This window comes from Arthrobacter glycogeni (assembly GCF_054510815.1).
On the sequence record NZ_JBTNDV010000010.1, the window covers coordinates 26,812 to 44,690 of the forward strand.

At 62.1% G+C, this 17,879-nt stretch carries 14 protein-coding genes; 8 read left to right on the forward strand and 6 right to left on the reverse strand.

Annotated elements, in window-relative coordinates; all coding sequences use genetic code 11:
- Positions 1 to 9 precede the first annotated feature (9 nt).
- Entirely contained in the window at positions 10 to 1,020 is a 1,011-nt protein-coding gene (locus ACX80G_RS11620; protein ID WP_459307800.1) for a hypothetical protein, read from the forward strand.
- 12 nt (positions 1,021 to 1,032) lie between these two features.
- Positions 1,033 to 3,678 carry a PKD domain-containing protein gene (locus tag ACX80G_RS11625; RefSeq protein ID WP_459307801.1) on the forward strand — a complete coding sequence of 882 codons (2,646 nt, stop codon included), beginning with the start codon at positions 1,033 to 1,035 and terminating at the stop codon, positions 3,676 to 3,678.
- On the opposite strand, the gene ACX80G_RS11630 is transcribed toward ACX80G_RS11625, so the two are convergent.
- Genes ACX80G_RS11630 through ACX80G_RS11640 form a run of 3 tightly spaced genes read right to left on the reverse strand, consistent with a single transcriptional unit; the run spans position 3,659 to position 7,305 of the window.
- Positions 3,659 to 4,627, reverse strand: a complete 969-nt coding sequence (locus tag ACX80G_RS11630; protein ID WP_459307802.1) for a glycosyltransferase family 2 protein — start codon at positions 4,625 to 4,627, stop codon at positions 3,659 to 3,661. The two genes, ACX80G_RS11625 and ACX80G_RS11630, sit on opposite strands and share 20 nt — an antisense overlap.
- A 30-nt stretch (positions 4,628 to 4,657) precedes the next feature.
- Positions 4,658 to 6,166, reverse strand: coding sequence for a lipopolysaccharide biosynthesis protein (locus ACX80G_RS11635; protein WP_459307803.1), 1,509 nt, complete (start codon positions 6,164 to 6,166; stop codon positions 4,658 to 4,660).
- Positions 6,151 to 7,305, reverse strand: a complete 1,155-nt coding sequence (locus ACX80G_RS11640; RefSeq protein ID WP_459307804.1) for a glycosyltransferase family 4 protein — start codon at positions 7,303 to 7,305, stop codon at positions 6,151 to 6,153. Before ACX80G_RS11640 ends, ACX80G_RS11635 begins: the two co-directional genes overlap by 16 nt.
- A gap of 229 nt (positions 7,306 to 7,534) precedes the next feature.
- On the opposite strand from ACX80G_RS11640, the gene ACX80G_RS11645 reads away from it, so the two are divergent.
- The 6 genes from ACX80G_RS11645 to sufU all read left to right on the forward strand — a co-directional run bounded on the left by ACX80G_RS11645 (position 7,535) and on the right by sufU (position 15,603).
- Positions 7,535 to 8,965 (forward strand): tyrosine-protein kinase domain-containing protein, encoded by a 1,431-nt coding sequence (locus tag ACX80G_RS11645; protein WP_459307805.1) that lies wholly within the window; start codon positions 7,535 to 7,537, stop codon positions 8,963 to 8,965.
- 141 nt (positions 8,966 to 9,106) lie between these two features.
- Positions 9,107 to 10,336, forward strand: coding sequence for a hypothetical protein (locus ACX80G_RS11650; protein ID WP_459307806.1), 1,230 nt, complete (start codon positions 9,107 to 9,109; stop codon positions 10,334 to 10,336).
- A 16-nt stretch (positions 10,337 to 10,352) separates the two neighbouring features.
- Complete coding sequence (locus ACX80G_RS11655; RefSeq protein ID WP_459307807.1) at positions 10,353 to 11,786, forward strand: glycerophosphodiester phosphodiesterase; 1,434 nt, start codon at positions 10,353 to 10,355, stop codon at positions 11,784 to 11,786.
- Between the two features lie 252 nt (positions 11,787 to 12,038).
- The gene (locus tag ACX80G_RS11660) at positions 12,039 to 13,733 is read left to right on the forward strand and encodes a hypothetical protein (protein WP_459307808.1); all 1,695 of its coding nucleotides are present in this window, start codon (positions 12,039 to 12,041) and stop codon (positions 13,731 to 13,733) included.
- 119 nt (positions 13,734 to 13,852) lie between these two features.
- Positions 13,853 to 15,151: a SufS family cysteine desulfurase gene (locus ACX80G_RS11665; protein WP_459307809.1), complete on the forward strand. Its 1,299-nt coding sequence runs from the start codon at positions 13,853 to 13,855 to the stop codon at positions 15,149 to 15,151.
- Complete coding sequence (sufU, locus tag ACX80G_RS11670) at positions 15,151 to 15,603, forward strand: Fe-S cluster assembly sulfur transfer protein SufU (protein ID WP_459307810.1); 453 nt, start codon at positions 15,151 to 15,153, stop codon at positions 15,601 to 15,603. Before ACX80G_RS11665 ends, sufU begins: the two co-directional genes overlap by 1 nt.
- Before the next feature lie 24 nt (positions 15,604 to 15,627).
- Here the strand turns inward: sufU and nhaA are convergent, their stop codons facing one another.
- Genes nhaA through ACX80G_RS11685 form a run of 3 tightly spaced genes read right to left on the reverse strand, consistent with a single transcriptional unit; the run spans position 15,628 to position 17,735 of the window.
- Positions 15,628 to 16,980 carry a Na+/H+ antiporter NhaA gene (nhaA, locus tag ACX80G_RS11675; RefSeq protein ID WP_459307811.1) on the reverse strand — a complete coding sequence of 451 codons (1,353 nt, stop codon included), beginning with the start codon at positions 16,978 to 16,980 and terminating at the stop codon, positions 15,628 to 15,630.
- An 18-nt stretch (positions 16,981 to 16,998) separates the two neighbouring features.
- Positions 16,999 to 17,220: an SCO4848 family membrane protein gene (locus ACX80G_RS11680; RefSeq protein WP_459307812.1), complete on the reverse strand. Its 222-nt coding sequence runs from the start codon at positions 17,218 to 17,220 to the stop codon at positions 16,999 to 17,001.
- Positions 17,221 to 17,231: 11 nt separating this feature from the next.
- Positions 17,232 to 17,735: a DUF2505 domain-containing protein gene (locus ACX80G_RS11685; protein ID WP_459307813.1), complete on the reverse strand. Its 504-nt coding sequence runs from the start codon at positions 17,733 to 17,735 to the stop codon at positions 17,232 to 17,234.
- Between the last annotated feature and the right edge of the window lie 144 nt (positions 17,736 to 17,879).

The following is a 17,879-nucleotide window of genomic DNA, read 5'->3' on the forward strand; positions in this document are numbered from 1 at the left end:
AGGGACCCGATGACTACGGAACCGATTGCACGCACACCTGGGACAACCAGCCTCCGCCTCCTTTTGCGGTCGCTCCGACGTGGCACCCGGCGGCTGCGGAATATCCTGCTCTGGTTCTATCTTGCCGTTCGGAACGTCGTCGTCCGAAAGACGATCACCGGGTCAACGCCGATTGTCGTGTCGATCACCACCTATGGGCGACGTATCGATGCCGCTGCCATGGCCATCGAATCGATCGCCCGTGGCAGTAGCAAACCGTCTCGGATCATTCTCTGGCTCGACGACCCGGAGATCCATGCCTCGCGACCCCCAGCCCTGCGCCGGCTCGAAGCCCGAGGTCTCGAGATCCTCTTGACCGACAACCTTGGGCCGCACACCAAATACTTCCCCTACGTCCAGTCAACGCAGGATCACCGGTTCCCATTGGTGACCGCCGACGACGACATCATGTACCCGGTTCACTGGCTCCGCCGGCTGCAGCTTGCCTACCTGGACCATCCCACCAGCATCAATTGTCACTGGGCGAGCAGAATCATGTTTGCGGACGGCAACGTCCAGAGCTATCACACCTGGCCGAACTGCTCGGACACCCGGGCTGATTTCTCGAACATCGCGCTGGGGGTGTCAGGAGTCATTTACCCACCGGCCATGCTGAGGGAGCTCGCTGGACGGGGCACAGCCTTCCTGGAGCTCAGTCCGACTGCCGATGACATCTGGCTCCACTGGGTCGCTTTGCGCGCAGGATATCCGGTGCGCCAGATCTCCCCAACTCCGCGCCATTTCGCTCTGATACCGGGAACGCAGGAAAAGGCGCTCATGAAATCCAATAACGTCGAAGGATCCGGCAACGATGCGTGGATCCGGGGATTGTATTCGGCAAGCGACCGCCTGAAGATTCGCGGTCTTGCCCCCGTTGCGCCCGCGTCCGCCGTCAGCGACGCCCACGGGCTGTCACAGGATCTGGTGCCGGCTCCGACCGGCCACAGGCCCTATCTACCAGTGGGTCCAATGCTCGACTAAGGCAGTTACATTATGACCGATCACTCACCGCCGAGGGGGGAAACGGTCCTCCGCGCCGTCGCCGCCCAGTCAAAATTCAGGGTCAAGCTCACCAGGCAGGCCGTCACCGCGGCCATTTTGGGTCTGCTACTTGCCCTGTCGACCGCCCTCGTCGGCGGTCCCGTCCAGGCAGATACCGCACCGGCGGATCCGCAGAATCCTGCCACTCCCGTCACCGTATCGTCCGATGCTCTCCCGACCGCGCAGATCAATGGCGTCGCCTGGCAGCAGACAATCATCGGGAATGTGGTGTATGTGGCGGGACGGTTCACCACCGCACGTCCCTCGGGTGCTGCCCCAAACACGTCCACAGTTTCGCGGAACAACATTCTCGCGTACAACCTGACCACCGGCGCGCTACTGGGATCCTTTGCACCGAACCTTAATGGTCAGGCATTGACCATCGCTGCAGCACCCGATGGGTCACGCCTCTACGTCGGAGGCGATTTCACTACGGTAAGCGGCACCTCCCGGCTGCGGGCGGCCGCGTTGAACCCCGCTACCGGAGCCGTGATTTCAAGTTTCAATCCCCGGATGAGTGGGTCGGTGCGAGCTATCGCCGCAACCAATGACACCGTCTACCTCGGCGGCACATTCGGATCAGTCGGGTCAGTTGCCCGCTCGCGGCTAGCCGCAGTCCGGGCGTCCGATGGCGGTCTTCTTCCGTGGAATCCCAACGCCAATGACCGGGTGAACGCTTTGGTGATCTCACCGGATCGGTCGACTGTCGTCGTAGGCGGCGCCTTCACTACCCTCAACGGCTCGGCCCGGCCGGGCTACGGCCTGGGACGGGTGAACGCTACCACCGGTGCTTCCATCCCGCTGGGCGTCAATGACACGATCCGCAATGGCGGCACCGACTCGGCGATTCTCTCCCTGTCCTCGGACGGCACCAGCTTCTACGGCACCGGGTACATCTTCGGAACGGGAGGGAACCTGGAGGGCGCCTTCGCCGGAAACTGGGCCGACGGCAACCTCAAATGGGTCGAAGACTGCCATGGGGACACATACGGGGTATGGGCGTCATCGACGGCCGTATATACGGCAGGTCATGCCCACTATTGCGGCAACATCGGAGGATTCCCGCAGACGGAACCGCGGACGTGGTGGCGTGCAATTGCCTTTTCCAAAGCCGCAACCAGGACCGCTACCGCTGACATCTACGGCTATCCGAGCTTCACCGGCAAACCCGCCCCGGCACTGCTTAACTGGTTTCCACAGCTGGATACCGGCACGGTGACCGGCCAATCACAGGGACCATGGACCGTAACTGGCACCGAGGAGTACGTAGCGATGGCCGGGGAGTTCCGTAACGTGAACGGCAGGCCTCAGCAGGGACTGGTCCGGTTTGCTGCCCCGGGGGTAGCGCCCAACGCTGATGGGCCACGGGTGTCGGGTACTCCCACCAATCCGGCGTTAGCCTATCTGCGTGCCGGTGAGGTTCGCGTGAGATGGCAGACAAACTGGGACAGGGATAACCAAAACCTTTCCTATCAGGTGATCCGCGACGGCAACACCGCTGCGCCAGTTCACACCAGCGTCCGACAGTCCACCTTCTGGAACCGCCCATTCGTCGACTTCACCGATACCGGCCTGTCAGCGGGTAATCACAGTTACCGCATTCTTGCCAGCGATCCGTTCGGCAACACGGTCGGCTCGGGGACCGTCAGCGTCAACGTGCCGGTAGGCGGCGGCGGACCGGCAGCCAATACAGCTCCCGCCGCAGCGTACACGCACACCACCGCGGGGCTCACCGTCACCGTTGACGGGTCAGGGTCCACCGACTCGGACGGTACGATCGCCGGATATATATGGGACTTCGGTGACGGGACCACCGCAACCGGGGCCACCGCGACCCGTACCTACGGCGCGGCTGGCACCTACTCCCTCAGATTGACGGTGACCGACAATGACGCAGCGACAGCAACTACGGTCCGCCAGGTAACCCTGTCAACGGATCCTCCGCCGCCTAACCAACAAGCTCTTGCCCGGGACACCTTCACGCGAAACGTGTCATCGGGTCTCGGTGCTGCCGATCAAGGCGGCGCGTGGACCCTTGAGGGTTCGGCGTCTCTCTTCTCGGTCGCCAACGGGGAAGGAATCATGAACCTCGACCGGGCTGGGGCAGGGCCGTCAGCGAGCCTTAAGTCCGTGGTGTCCACCCGAACCGATACCAGCGTTCAGGTGGCGCTGTCGAAGCTGGGCACGGGTAGCGGCACCTATCTCTGGCTTTCCGGACGGACCGTCAGCGGATCGGCGCGGTACCAGGCGAAGGTTCATATCTCAGCAAGCGGGGCCATCCGGCTTGACGCAACCCGCACAGTTGGAGGAACCGAAACCTCGTTAGGCTCCAGCCCCGTTCCAGGCATCCAGTATGCGGCAGGGCAACAGGTGCAGGTGCGGGTGCGTGTTGTTGGGGTATCCCCGACCGTCATCAGTGCGAAAGTGTGGCGGGTAGGGGCTACCGAACCGGCCGGTTGGCTGGTGACTGCGACGGACGCGACAGCCGCCCTGCAAGCATCGGGCGGCATTGGATTCTTCACCTATTTATCGAGCGGTGCAGGCAATGCGCCGCTGCTGGTGAGATTCGACAATTTGATCAGCGACCAGGCGCCTTAGGGGTTGCGGTCGGCGGCCGGCGCCGGTACTCCCGGTACACGTAGCCGGCCGCTCCCAACATCATTCCCGCCCCCCGTGCAACGGTGCGCAGTCCTTTCGCCCGGTGCGCCATTGAACGGGTCGCGATTCCCCGAATCAATCCCGTACACCCGCCGGCTATCCGGAGGAGTCCGGCCGTAAACAATCGCAGGCGTCGGAAAAGCCGGTGGAAGCGTCGGCCCACCACCAGTTCGAGGCTAACCCGGCTCCAGCTGTTGCCACTGCTGAACGCACGGCGCATGACCCAGGAGCGGGTGAGCCGTTGGGCGGGTACACGGTCCATGACGATGGCGTCATCACACCAGATCATCTTGCCGCCCCGCTGGGCAAGGAGCCGGGTGAACAGTGTGTCCTCGCCGCCCAACAAACCGAACTCGCGATTGAAGTCGAGACCCATCGTTCGGACCTGTCTGAGGTCCAGCAGTAGATTGTTCGTTGCCGCGACGGTGACCGCGGTACCTGTGGGCATTCTCCGGCGGGTGAAGAATTCTCCGGCAGTGATCCACGGATCTGGCGGGTGAGCGTACTCGGAGACGACCGGACCCACGACGCCAGCCGCACCGCTTGAGCGCTGAGCCTCCAGCAGGAGGGCTAGCCAGTCCGGTGTGGGTCGCTCGTCGTCGTCGATGAACGCCAGCAGACTGAAGTCCGCAGCCTCCGTCAGGGCTCGGCTGCGGGCTGCGGCGATGCCGGGTTCAGGCTCGTGGACATAGCGTACAAGGGTGCCGTCATACTGGTGGATCAACCCGCGTGCGCCCGCGTCGGGGTCATTATCCACCACGAGGATTGTCGCCGGGACAGTGCTCGAAAGCGCCTGTGAGACGAGCTCAGGCAGAGTAGCGGCGAGGTCCTCCGGCCTGCGGTACGTCAATATCGCAATGACTACCGATTCCGCGTCAGTGTCTGGCATTGTGTCCTTTCTAGGAGAAAATCGCGGGGGCTACCTTCGCAGGTTGGTCAGGGTGACCAGACGCGAGAGGAACACCCTGGTCCGTCGGCGGTGGAACACGACCAGGATCACAGCGGAGGTGACGACAAAACCGACAAACCCTGCAATCAATTGACCTCCGTCCGACAAGTCCAGGAGCCCGACGGCTAGATAGGCGGAAGCGCCCCAGAAACTGCAGTGTACCGCCGGCCAGATGGTTGCGAGCTGGGTTTTGACCGTCGCTCCGCACAGCCGTGACTGAATCAGAAGCAGGACTGGGGTCAGTAGGAACCCTCCCGCCGCGTAACCTACAGCGACCCAGAACAAGCCGAACTGCAGGCCGACGGCGATTCCGGTCACCTGAGCGATTGTCGCCAGGATTTCGTACTTCAGATTGAGGCCAGCCTTTCCCATGCCTCGCATCAGCGACGGAGCGATAAAGAAAATGGTTTCCCGTGCGCCCGCGACAGCAAGCACGCTGAGAAGGGGTGCGGCCTCCGTCCACTCATCACCCAGTACAAAGTGGACAAGAACGGGCGACGCACAGGCCGTGAAGACCATGACTGGGACAACCAGCATTGATAGCACCTGCATGGATTTCAGGAGGTTTCCCGCCACCAGGGCCCGATTGGCGGAGGTGCGCGAAAATACCGGAAACATGACCCGGTTGACCGTTTGACCAAAAAGCATCACCGGCACCGCGAGCACCCGATAGGCCATGCCATACAGCGACAGAGCTGTGACGCCGAGGACGCGGCCCACGAGTATGTTGTCGATATTGCGGGAGAAATAGGCGAGGGCATTGACACCAAACACTCCGACACTGAACCGCAGCAGGGGAAGGACCTCATTCAGGTGCAAATTCGGGACCGGTCCCCTCGCCGCTACCAGCAAAACCACCCCCGCGACCAGGTCCATGGCAATCACCTGGTAGACGACGGCGAAGTGGTCTGCCCCAAGCAGAGCGGCCGTGACGCCGCAAACGGTGCCGACCGCGGCACCAGCGACATCCGAAACGGCCATACCGCGGAACTGGAGCTCACGGGAAAGCATCGCCCGCGGCACGACGCCAAGGGCCTTGATCGGGAGCGCGACGGCAAAAATGTGCAGCACAAGGATCAATTCTGGAACTGAGAAGAAACCCGCCAGCCACGGAGCGGTGAGCCAGGTTAACGCGCCGAGGACAACAGCGGTCACCAGATTCAGCGTCACTATGGCGCCTGGGGCCCGTGACGCGAGCTGTGGTCGCTGCACCAGCGCTGCCGACAACCCTTGATCCAGCAGGAGCGTCACCAGCACCACATAAATACTTGCCACGCTAATGATTCCGTAGCTTGCCGGACCAAGAATCCGGGCGAGGACCAGTGCGCCGAGGATCTGAAATCCCTGCCGTCCGACCACGGCTAACAGGGACCAGCGAACCCCATGCACTGCTCTGTCTTGCTGAAACCCACCACCGACGCTGCCCGTCGGATCCACTGTGGGGGAGGCGCTGACGGTACCCTTTAATCGTTTGCGCATGCGGTTCGCAAGATAGCGTCCGATAAGGCTCGCCGGTACGCACCAGTGCCGTGCTTGGCGGCGGCCGCCAGGGAATCACCAGCAGCCGCGCGTCGAAAATAATCCCAGTTCCGGATGACCCGGTGGAGGGCATCAGCCAGTTCCGCAGCGTTGCCCGGTGCTATGAACTGCGTACTTTTGTAACCCCCCGCTGCTTCCTTTAAACCAGACGTTTCACTCACCACGAGTGGTCGTGCGGCAAGGAGGGTTTCCACGGCAGTGTTGCCAAAGGGCTCGTCGAGCCGTGACGGTACGACCGCAACATCAGAATCTGACCTGAAGTGTGACACATCGGTGTGAAACCCGTGAAACGTCACAATGTCATCCAGGCCCTGCCGTGCGACGCTCTGCCGGAGGCTTTGCTCGTAGGGTTCGTATCCGGGATACACGGCACCAACGATGTCCAACACTATTGGCACAGCCCGCCGGTGCAGCTCACCGACTGCGTCGATCACGACGTCGACCCCCTTGCGGTGAGACAGCCGGCCGACATAGAGCACCCGGAGTGGTCGCGGTTCACTGGTTCGTGCGGCTGCTGTCGAGGTCGGCTCCGGCACACCGTTGTAGACAATCTCCGCCCTACCCAGCAGCCGGGGAACAGCCGTCGCATGGACCTCAGCACTGTACCGACTATTTGCCACGATGGAACTCGCCAGGACAAGTGGTGCGGCGAGCGCCATCCGCAGCAAACGCGGAGCGCTTCCTTCGGCCTCATGGACGTGGGTAAGAACGGGCCGGCCGCTGACGCGGCCCAAGACAGGCCACAGCGGAATAGTTATGGTATTGACGTAGATGATGTCGGGATTGAATTGCCTGATCACGCGGAAACCTTTGACAGCACCGGTCATCGCGGCGATAGCGAGCTGGAAGAGACCCAGGGGCGACAAAAGGCTTTTGCGTAGCACTGGTGAGCTACAGCGGTAAACCGTGACCCCGCGGGCCTGCAATTCCGGGACAAGGGGCCCATTGACGGGAAGCGCGACAGCCACGGTCCAGTGCCGGTCCAAAAAGCCATCGATGCTTTCGAGGAGCACCCGGTCGGTGCCATACAACTCGCTGCTCGGATGAGCCACCAGCACCCGCAATTTCCGACCTCTCACTGCACGCCCCCTTGTCCTGGAGTTGCCAAAAAAATCAGTTCCCAGTGACTCCGTGTAACTAGAAATGATTGTATGCAGTGTTGTCAATGGGGTTACGCAGCGACCGGTTGTGTAGTAGAACTAATTCCGGGCGGTCCTTCCGTGTCAGGCGCGAGATTTACCCTCTCACCTCCTGCGGGCGATGCTTCGGGCGCTGGCTCCGATGCCCCTGATGTAGACAGGTATCCACATGCTTCAGAGCTCGCTCGCTCGTTCCGCCCGCAAGAGCTGGTGGATTATTCTGCTGTCCGTCGTCATCTGCACAGGCATCGCAGCGGCCGTCACTTTCGCTACCGTCCCCGTGTACCAAAGTACGGTCAGGTTCTATGTCTTCGCGCCGACCGCTACGGGCCAATCAGCCCTTCAGGCTGACGAACTCGCCCGGCTGCGAATTATCGGCTACGCCAGTCTGCTGACGAGCGAAAAGATTGTGGAACAGATTTCGAAAGCCAGTGGTGTCGACGAATCGGTTGAGACGGTCACCGGCATGATCAATGCGAATGGGGATGCCGAGACACTCATTCTGACCGCAAATGTAAGAAGCATTGAGCAAGACGAGGCGTCGGCCATCGCGTCATCGATTGCCACCAATTTCAACCGTCTGGTCAACGATCTCGAAAGCGCGGGAAATCCTGAGGGCGCTGAAACAGTGTTGAACGTCGTCGCCGGGCCAACTCAGGACGACAACCCCGTTTCCCCCAGCGAGACCCTGAACTATGGGCTGGGTATCCTTATCGGACTCGCCATCGGAATGGGCGTGGTGATTTTTCGACACCGTAATGACGATGCACTGCGCTCGATGGACGGACTTGAAGCCGTCAGTGGCTTACAGTTGCTAGCAACGGTGCCGGCGGCCAAGAAAAGCGAGGTGCGGAACCTCGGTGTGACGTCGGCGAACTCACTCCAGTTTGAAGCGCTTCGTAACCTGCGCACCAATCTCCACTTCCGGTCAGATGCAGATTCGCTGCGTGCGCTAGCGGTGACATCGACTGAGACGGGCCACGGCGTGTCATCAGTCGCCTACAACCTGGCGGCGGCCTGCGCCGAAGCAGGCTACCGGACACTCCTTATCGAAACTGACCTGCGAAACCCGCGGCTCGCAGAGCGTCTCGGGATGAGTCAGGAAAACGGTCTGTCGGATGTGCTCCAGCATGGCGGCCAATTTAGCTCAGCTTTCGACCCCGGCCCACAGGAGGACCTCTGGATCATGTGCGCTGGCACGGCATCCGGACGGGCGTCCGAACTGCTGAGCGGGAAGGCGATGGAGTCCGTCTTAAGACAGGCGAGGGAAGCGTTTGATCTGATCATCCTCGATAGTGCCCCGCTTTTGCCCTTTGCCGACTCCAGAACACTGTGCGCGCTATCGGACGGCGTCATCGTCGTGGCCAGGTATGGGGTCTCGACTCCAGACAGCCTGAGGGCAGGAGCAGAAACCCTGGAATTGGTAGGCGCCAAGGTACTGGGTCTCGTCTTCAACGCGGTGCCCATCGACAGGCGATTGAGGAACCGGTTGTCCCCTGAACAGACGCCCTCGAAGGTGCCGGAGTCCGGCACCGGAAACGATCCCCAGCAGGACCCAGCCCCAGACGGGAAGCGGGGTCTGCATGTCGAAAGTCAATGACCGGCGGCGCACCTCTGACACTTTACAGAGCGGAGTGAAGTGCAACTTCTCGCGTGGGTAAGCCTCTGCTTCATAGCAGCTTTCTTTCTGCGCGCCCGCCCAGCCGCGGCAATCCTCTGTATCATTGCGCTGTGGTTTTTCGTGCCCACAGTGGGGAGTTACCTCATCACGGGGCAACGAGTCGGTCCCCTCACCTTCCACGCGTCCACCTGGCTGACTTTCGCCGTGTTTGTCACCCAGCTGGGTCGTAATCCCCAGGCCCTCCGCCAAGCTGTTACCCGGCACAGCTATCTGTTCCTGGTGCTGGTGCTGATCTTCGCCGTGTCCTTTCTGACGACTCGAACGATGCAAAGTGGCGGGGGCATGGTGCTGTTCATCGACCAGATGGTCGCCCCCGCAATGATCTTCCTCCTCATCCTTGCGGCAGGCACCACCACCCTCCTTCTCGCCATCACCTTGCGGAACTTCCTGTTTCTTTGCGCCAGCCTGGTCACCTGCATCGCTATCTGGCAATGGTTCGAGGGACGCGTCATTTTCTATGAAGATGGCTTCCTGACCCAGTTCTGGTTCAACCCGGAAACCCAACGGTGGATGGGCACATTTGACCAACCCCTGGCACTGTCTCTCGTCCTGTGCACCCTGATGCCGCTCCTCGCAGGAGTCCGTAGCCTGTTCCTCGCGGTCCCATTGGTTGCCCTGTTCATGACCGGGGTGTTAATCAGCCAGTCGCGCGTCGGAATTGTCGTGGCATCCGCTGGCGCCATCTATGCCATTGTGTTTGCCCACCACCGCCGGCGAACCAAAGGGGTGGTTCTGGCGGCTATCGCCGCCGGATTCTTCTTCCTGCTTGCCTCCCCCCTCGCAGCTGGAATACTCGGCCGGGTCTCCGACGACACCGGGTCCACTGAGGCCCGGAACAGGGCGTACGGCATCTTCCTTCGCGACTGGGACCGCTACCTCTTCACCGGTCAGGGGGTTACCTCGAGCTACGAGGCATCTGAATACGCTGGCCTCCAAACCAGTTTCGAAAGTTCGTTATTGATGTATGCGGTGGATATCGGCATAGTGTTCGCCCTGCTGTACTTCGGTTCCCTGCTGTATATCGTGGTGGCTTACCGGACCCGACACGCGGTGCCAGGCCTAACAATTGCCGGCTTGATAGTGGTGCTGATTCCCCATTCGTACAGCGGACTGGCAACGCGGTCGGTAGCCGGCATCATCGTGTGGACTATCGTTGCGATGACAGTGGTTGCCGCCCAGCGGGAAAGTGTCCTGCCGGGTCACCTTGACCGCCTCCGAGGGGTCGTTCCCCGGAATCGGGTGAAATCCAGCCGCAGTGTCGATTCAGGGGCGCGTTGGATCGGGCGATAGGGGAGGCGTGCCACACATGTCGGCGTCGCTGTCGAGACGACAGTTCATCCTTGGCGCATCCGGAGGACTGGTGCTCGCGGGATGTTCCGTGCCTTCACCCGGCGAAAAGTCGCGTCCGATCAATACAGTGGACGATTTGCTGGCCGACGAGGTGTTTTACGTTGCGCACCGAGGCTCCATGGACAACTGGCCCGAACATACCGTCGAGGCGTATCAGCAGGCAGTAGCTGCAGGGGCCACAGCAATTGAAGTGTCGGTGAGCGCGACAGCCGACCGCCAACTGGTATGTCATCATGATCTCACTACGCTCCGAATGACTGGCGCTGACCGGGTTATCGCCGACACCACCTACGATGAACTGGCCGGGCTCCTGAACGACGCCCGCCCGTGGCTAGGAGACAAAAGTCTTCTGCTGCCAATTCCACTGTTACACGACGTCCTCACTACTCATGCGACCCATTCAGTTGTTTTTATTGAGGACAAACAACGCACGAACACTGCAGCACTGCTCGATCTAATGGATACCTATCCGCATCCCACCCGCCACTTCGTGTGGAAGCAGCCGGCACTGGCCGAGGTGCCCCCCGAGGTCACCCGGCGGGGATACAAGACGTGGGGGTATCTGACCAACGAGGATTTCGACGTGGTCGCAGCAGAAAGCCTTCAAGGTCTCGCCCAACGGCACGATCTCCTCGGGATCCATCACTCAGCCCCCAACGAACTCATCACTAAGTTGGTGCAGACTGGCACACCCGTCGTTGTCTGGGAGGTACATACGCGTTCGCTGCGGGACCGACTGATGAACCTGGGTGTGCGGGGGATGATGTGTTCGAATATTCCGTATGTCACCACGGCGGACGCGCGCGCTTCAGCGGATGTTTTCGCGACCGGGCTGCGGGGCGCCGGCGACTTGCCATGGGCGCTTGCCTGGACGCATCAACCAGAAATCATCAGTTCGGGATCGTCAATACTGCTGTCGCACGGAGACAAAGCAAGCTATTGCATGGGCTCCCTCTGTCCAGTCCCAGCGTCGAGCTACAGCATCAACTTCGAGATGCGGTGGCCCGACTCGTTGCCCCGTGACGGGGATCATGCTGGGCTGGCGTTCGGACAACGGGATGACTCGCCGTACCGGGTGCGGGAACCTTCCTCATCGGGTGGATATCACATGATTCTTCGGAGTGACGGTGAGCTCGTGCTCTTTGGCCGCGTAGCTGACGAAATTGACGGCTATGAGCTGGGGCGCACGTCCACCGCGCAGCCCGTCACTGGAGTATGGATGAGCTTCCAGATCGACGTATCGGCAGAATCTATCAGGTGTTCCAGAACTGATGGGGAAGGAGGTTCAGTCAGCGTTTCCTCTGACGTGTACCGGGGTGGCTACTTCTCGCTCTGCCGCAACTATTTCGAATACCCCCCAGTCGAGTTCCGCGCGGTGACGGTTACCTGATGGGTCCCGTAGAGACAGGACGTTATCCTTCCGTGATACAGTCTTCCGTGGTTTGCTGGCAGTTTCGCCCGCCAGCAAACCAGGGTAGAAGGGCGGATCCCACATCTCGGAGTGGGTGCGCCAGCTTAGCTTCTCGCCCGATCTCCCACCGGAGAAAAGTCAACAACGCTAAGGGCTGGGCTTAGTTGCAAGGAGTGCAGGACAGCACGTTGCTGATTCCTGCCATTCACCGCATCTAACATAGGACCCTCTATGAGGAAAATAACCACTCGCTCAATCGGCTCCCTGCTCGTCCTGTCGCTTCTGCCGCTCGCCAGTACAGCGGGACACGCGGCGCCCGCGGGTCAGGCACCCTGCGAGGCAATGACGAAGAACACCTACAGAAGCGTGAATCCAGGAAGCGGTGCGACCCTCCTAAGCACCTCGACTGCCGAAATTGCAGCGGCCAGGCAAAGCTTCGGATTTACCGAGGATAAGGGTCTAGCTTTTCGGGCGGCCTCGGCAGCCGTGGATGGTCTTCACCCCGTCTACCGGATGTACCGGGATGGGAATTTCGTCTGGATGCCGGACACCCCCGGCGTGGGAGAGTTCGAAAATGCCCAGAATAGCCACGGCTACCAAACTCAACACCTCGAGTTCTACGCATCGACGACGCCCTTGGACTGCGCCGTTCCGGTACACCGTTACCTCAAAGGTGACACCCACCGTTTTGCGACGACATCGGCGGAGCGGGCAGAACTCGCCCAGGATGGTTGGAGCGACGAAGGACCGAAATTCTGGGTAGCAGCCCCTCAGGGAACCACCCCTCCTGCTCCTGTGCCGGCCCCGCCCGCTCCGGTTCCGCCGGCCCCTGTGCCGGCCCCGCCCGCTCCGGTTCCGCCGGCCCCTGTGCCGGCCCCGCCCGCTCCGGTTCCGCCGGCCCCTGTGCCGGCTCCGGCCAGCAACTGGGTGAACTGGGGGAGTGTTGCCAGCCCCGGAGAGAATATCAATACAGTCCTGGCGAAGCCGGAGCTCGCCGGGAAGGTTCTCAAGCTGCCGGCCGGAGTCTTCGAAGTATCAAATTTCCGTGACCCCGCCGCTGCCATCCGTGTGCCTTCCACAGTGAAAGGCATTGTCGGTGAAGGCCGGGACACCATCATTCGGATGAAGACAAACACATCGAGCTTCGCGGCCACCGTGCCAACGCAAGGCAGCGGACAAACCAACCAGCTGTACCTCCTGCGGATGAACGACGGGCAGGACCAGGTCCTTTCCAACTTTTGGCTACAGGGCACCGAACAGGGTCACCTGTATAACGGGATCATGGTGGGTCAGTCTTCACCGGGTACCACCGTCAAAGACATTCTCATCACGGGCGTGCCCGGAGACGCCGGAACTCCCCCCGGAGAGACATTCGGACTCAACTGGTGGCGCGGTAGCGATTCGGTGACGAGGAACGTGGAAATCGACGGCTACCGGTGGACGGGTAACACCTTCGGGTCGCGGGTGAAGGGCGCGATCGTCGGAGCCTCCCCGATTGGCTACAACAATCACGACCGGGCAAGGCTCTACGACGTATTCACCCATGACTCCAAGGTTGGGATGCCGACCTTTTGGCAGTCCAATGATGCCCAGACCTGGAACCTTCAGTCGATCCGCAACGTCACCGGGATCAACCACGAGGAAAGCTTCAACATAGTGCATCATCAGCCCGTGATGCACAGCTCGTACACCCGACGGCACGTGAACTTTATGTCCAACACATCGGACGGCAAGCTCACCATCATCGGCGCCGTCACTGACGGATGGATCAGCGGAAGCGAATCCGGGCCAATCGGTAAGGGCAAAAGAATGCTGATGCTGACACCCAATAGCTACCGGAGTTGGAACGACAACACGATCAAGACTGCGCCCACCGTTGTTCGTGATGACGGCGTGTCACCTGTGCCGTACACCTGGGCACATTAGAACAGTGCACTGTAGCCAGCCCGGTCACCTTCCCCGGTGACGGGCTGGCTTTGTGTGGGGCACGGGGTAGCCGTGACGCGTAGAATGTAGCTGCCCCGCAATAACCGAGGAGAGCCCGCTTGTCCATACCCTCCGCCCCGCAGCACCCGTTGACTGACACCGAGGTGCAGCGGATCCGCAACGATTTTCCGATCCTGCACACCCAGGTCAACTCGCAGCCGCTGGTCTATCTCGATAGCGGCGCCACCTCGCAGAACCCCCTCACAGTGTTGGAGGCGGAACAGGAGTTTTACGAACAACGCAACGCCGCCGTGCACCGGGGGGCCCACACGCTGGCGGTCTACGCCACCGACGCCTACGAGGCCGCACGGGAAACGGTCGCCGCGTTCGTCGGGGCGTCGGTCCAGGAAATTGTGTGGACCTCCAACGCCACGGAGGCGTTAAACCTCGTGGCCTATGCCTGCTCCAACGCCTCCGTCGGGCGGGGTGGGCCGGCAGCCCACCGGTTCATCGTGGGTCCAGGCGACGAAATCGTTGTCACGGAGATGGAGCATCACGCCAACCTCATTCCCTGGCAGGAACTGGCAGCACGTACCGGGGCGACGCTCCGCTGGATCCCCGTCGACGACGACGGCGCGCTCCAGCTTGACGAGGCGGCCACCATCATCGGCCCCGCCACGGCGATCGTCGCGTTCACCCACGCCTCCAACGTGCTCGGCACCATTAACCCGGTCGCCGAGTTGGTGGCAATGGCACGGGAGCACGGCGCGCTGACGGTCCTTGATGCGTGCCAGTCGGTGCCGCATCTCCCTGTCGACGTCCATGCACTCGGGGTCGACTTTATGGCCTTTTCCGGCCACAAGATGCTGGGCCCCACCGGAATAGGGGCGCTCTACGGTCGAGCCGAGTTGCTCAATGCCATGCCCCCCTTCCTGACCGGCGGCTCGATGATCACCACGGTCACCATGGAACGCGCCGAGTACCTCACCGCGCCAGCACGGTTCGAAGCCGGCACCCAGCGCATCTCCCAGGCCATCGCCTTGGCAGCAGCTGCGAATTACCTCACCGAGACCGGGATGCAGCGCGTCCAGGAGTGGGAGGAAGACCTGGGCCAGCAGTTGGTGGAAGGCCTCAGCCAGCTACCGGGGGTCCGGGTGCTTGGTCCGGCGGCCGGGGTGCCGAGGATCGGCCTGGCAGCGTTTGACGTCGACGGCGTCCACGCCCACGACGTCGGGCAGTACCTCGACCACCAGGGCATCGCCGTCCGGGTGGGCCATCACTGCGCCCAGCCGTTGCACCGCCGGCTCGGTCTGACGGCGACCACCCGTGCCAGCACCTACCTTTACAACACCAGCGACGAAGTGGCTGCCTTCCTGGCCGCCGTCGCCGGTGTCCGCCCATTCTTTGGAGTCAAATAGTGTCCGACGACCTGCAGCAGCTGTACCAACAGATCATCCTCGACCATGCCAAGGAACGCCACGGATCGGGGCTGCAGGACTTCGACGGTGCCGGCACCCTCGGTGAATCTCACCAACTGAACCCGGTCTGCGGCGACGAGATCACGTTGCGGGCAGTCCTCTCCGACGGCGCGCTCACCAGTGTCAGCTGGGATGGTGCTGGCTGCGCCATCTCCATGTCGTCGGCGTCGGTGCTGACCGACCTGATGATCGGTCTGGCGCGCGACGACGTCATGGACCTGGTGGACGAGTTCCGGACCGTGATGCGATCACGGGGGACGATCGTCGCCGACGAAGAAGTACTCGGTGACGCGGCAGCGCTTGCCGGGGTTTCCCGGTACCCGGCACGGGTCAAATGCGCCATGCTCGCCTGGGTTGCACTTGAGGAAGCGCTGCTCGCCGCCAACAAGTAGGCGCGGGCCGCCCGGCAGTACCGGTCAGTGGCTTCGGTCCTCGAACAGGTCGGGGACGCCGTCGTCGTCGGCGTCGACCTTCTCGGCCTCCAGCACGGCGCGGTAGTGCTTGTTGCGGCTGCGCAGGATGCCCGATGCGACCAGCGCGGACACCAGCGACGCGCCGAGGATGGCCACCTTCGCGTGGTCGTTCTGCGGTGAGCCCTGCGCAAAGCTGAGGTCGTTGACCAGCAGGGAGACGGTGAAGCCGACGCCGGCGAGCAGTCCGACCCCCAGCAGGTCGATCCACCGCAGATCCGGGTCGAGACTGGCGCGGGTGGTTTTGGTCAGGACGAAGGTGGTCAGCAGGATCCCGATGGGCTTGCCCAGGATCAGTCCGGCGAGAATGCCGAGAGTCACCGTGTCGCCCAAAGCCGACACCAGGCCGTCGACGCCGCCGATTGCCACCCCTGCGGAGAAAAAGGCGAATACTGGCACGGCAAAGCCGGTGGACAGGGGACGGAACCGGTGTTCGAAGATTTCCGCCAGACCGGGTTTATTGGGTCGAGGCAGTTGTACGCTGCCATCCCTGCCCTTCCGCAGTACCGGAACCAGGAAGCCGAGCAGCACCCCAGCAACCGTCGCGTGCACGCCTGAGGCGTGCATCAGGATCCAGACGGCGACGCCGATGGGCAGCAGGATCAGCCATGCAGCCGGCACGTGGCGGCCGAAAAACTTGGGGTTCCTCTGGGCGAGGAACCCGAACAGTGCCAGGGGCAGCAGCATCCACAGCAGGTAGGCGAACTCGACGTCCTCAGAGTAGAAGAACGCGATGATGCCAATGGCGATGAGATCATCGACCACCGCCAGGGTGAGCAGGAAGATCCGCAGCGCGCTGGGAAGGTGCGAGCTGATTACGGCGAGCACCGCGAGGGCGAAGGCGATGTCGGTTGCCGTGGGGATGGCCCAGCCGCGCAGCGACTCGGGTGAGGACAGGTTGACCATCACGTAGAACAGGGCGGGAACCATGACGCCCCCGGCGGCGGCTGTCACCGGAACGACGGCCCTGCTGAACTTCCTCAGGTCGCCGGCCACGAACTCGCGCTTGAGTTCCAGGCCCACCAGGAAGAAGAAGATCGCCAGCAGCCCGTCAGCGGCCCAGGTCCCGACGCTCAACCGAAGGTGCCAGGGCTCGTACCCGAATTCGAAGTCCCGGATGGCGAAGTAGCTGGCCGACGCCGGGGAGTTGGCCCAAATCAGCGCCGCAACGGCTGCGATCAGCAGCAGGATGCCGCCGACGGTCTCCTTGCGGAGAATCTCGTTGATTCTCAGATACTCGGGGTAACTCGAGCGCCCCAGAACACTTTTCTGGGGGTGGCCGTCCTCGGGGTTGCTCACGTTAGACCTTCCACTGCTTTAGCCGATCAGGGCGCGGACGCCGATGACCAGGGTGGCGATACCCAGGATCATTGAGGTGGTGATCAACATGAAGTGCACTTTGAGGAAACGGGTGGGCGCACCCGACTCGTCCTTCGCGCGCGGATCCTTGAAGACGCGCCGCAAAAAGGGCGGCCACACGATCAGGGTCCAAACGCCGGCCAGGATCAGGATCAGGGCCAGGGGGGTAGGAAGCGACACTGGTGACTCCCCTAAGCCTGGTGGCTTTCAAGCCACTTGAGTGCTTCGGTGGCCTGAAGGTTCAGGGCCTTGCCGATCATGGGCTCAGCGGCGGAGGCGATCTTCGATCCCATGAACGGGATGGAGGAGCTCACTGTGCCGGTCAGTTCCACCTGGGTGTCTGTTCCGGCGGCGACGAGGCGTTGTTCGGCGTCGACGGTGACCGGCACGCCGGCGACGGTCATGGCGACCTTGGCAACGCGGGATCCATCGGGCAGGGGTGCTGCCCACTGCTCGGTCTGCGTGACGGTGAGGCTGTCGCCGACGAACTTGCGCACCATGTCCGGGAGGCGGCTGGTGGGTAGCGTCCTGACCGCGGTCAGGGTGAACGGCCCCGAGGTGTCGCCGTCGACGGTCACTGACTTCAGGGTGCCGCCCACCCGCTCACTGACGTGCTTGAGGAAGGCCTCGTCGGTGAAGACGCCGGTCACACTGGCGGCGTCGTAGGGAAGGGTGGTTGAGGCGTTCAGGGCCAAGGTTCCTCCATGCTGGAAAGGGGTGGTGGAAAGGGGTTTCCGTCCCACTTATCTTAGGGCAGGACGGTGAAGGTGGACGCGGGGACGGTGCAGGGTAGGCTGGTCGGGTACCCGGAATTCGACAGAATTTCGGGCTTTTGTGTT

Bases quoted from the DNA above. Each gene is read 5' to 3' on its own strand.
- ACX80G_RS11655 (WP_459307807.1), top strand. From the start codon at position 10,353: ATGTCGGCGTCGCTGTCGAGACGACAGTTCATCCTTGGCGCATCCGGA.
- ACX80G_RS11660 (WP_459307808.1), top strand. From the start codon at position 12,039: ATGAGGAAAATAACCACTCGCTCAATCGGCTCCCTGCTCGTCCTGTCG.
- ACX80G_RS11630 (WP_459307802.1), bottom strand. From the start codon at position 4,627: ATGCCAGACACTGACGCGGAATCGGTAGTCATTGCGATATTGACGTAC.
- ACX80G_RS11645 (WP_459307805.1), top strand. From the start codon at position 7,535: ATGCTTCAGAGCTCGCTCGCTCGTTCCGCCCGCAAGAGCTGGTGGATT.
- ACX80G_RS11620 (WP_459307800.1), top strand. From the start codon at position 10: ATGACTACGGAACCGATTGCACGCACACCTGGGACAACCAGCCTCCGC.
- ACX80G_RS11635 (WP_459307803.1), bottom strand. From the start codon at position 6,166: ATGCGCAAACGATTAAAGGGTACCGTCAGCGCCTCCCCCACAGTGGAT.
- ACX80G_RS11625 (WP_459307801.1), top strand. From the start codon at position 1,033: ATGACCGATCACTCACCGCCGAGGGGGGAAACGGTCCTCCGCGCCGTC.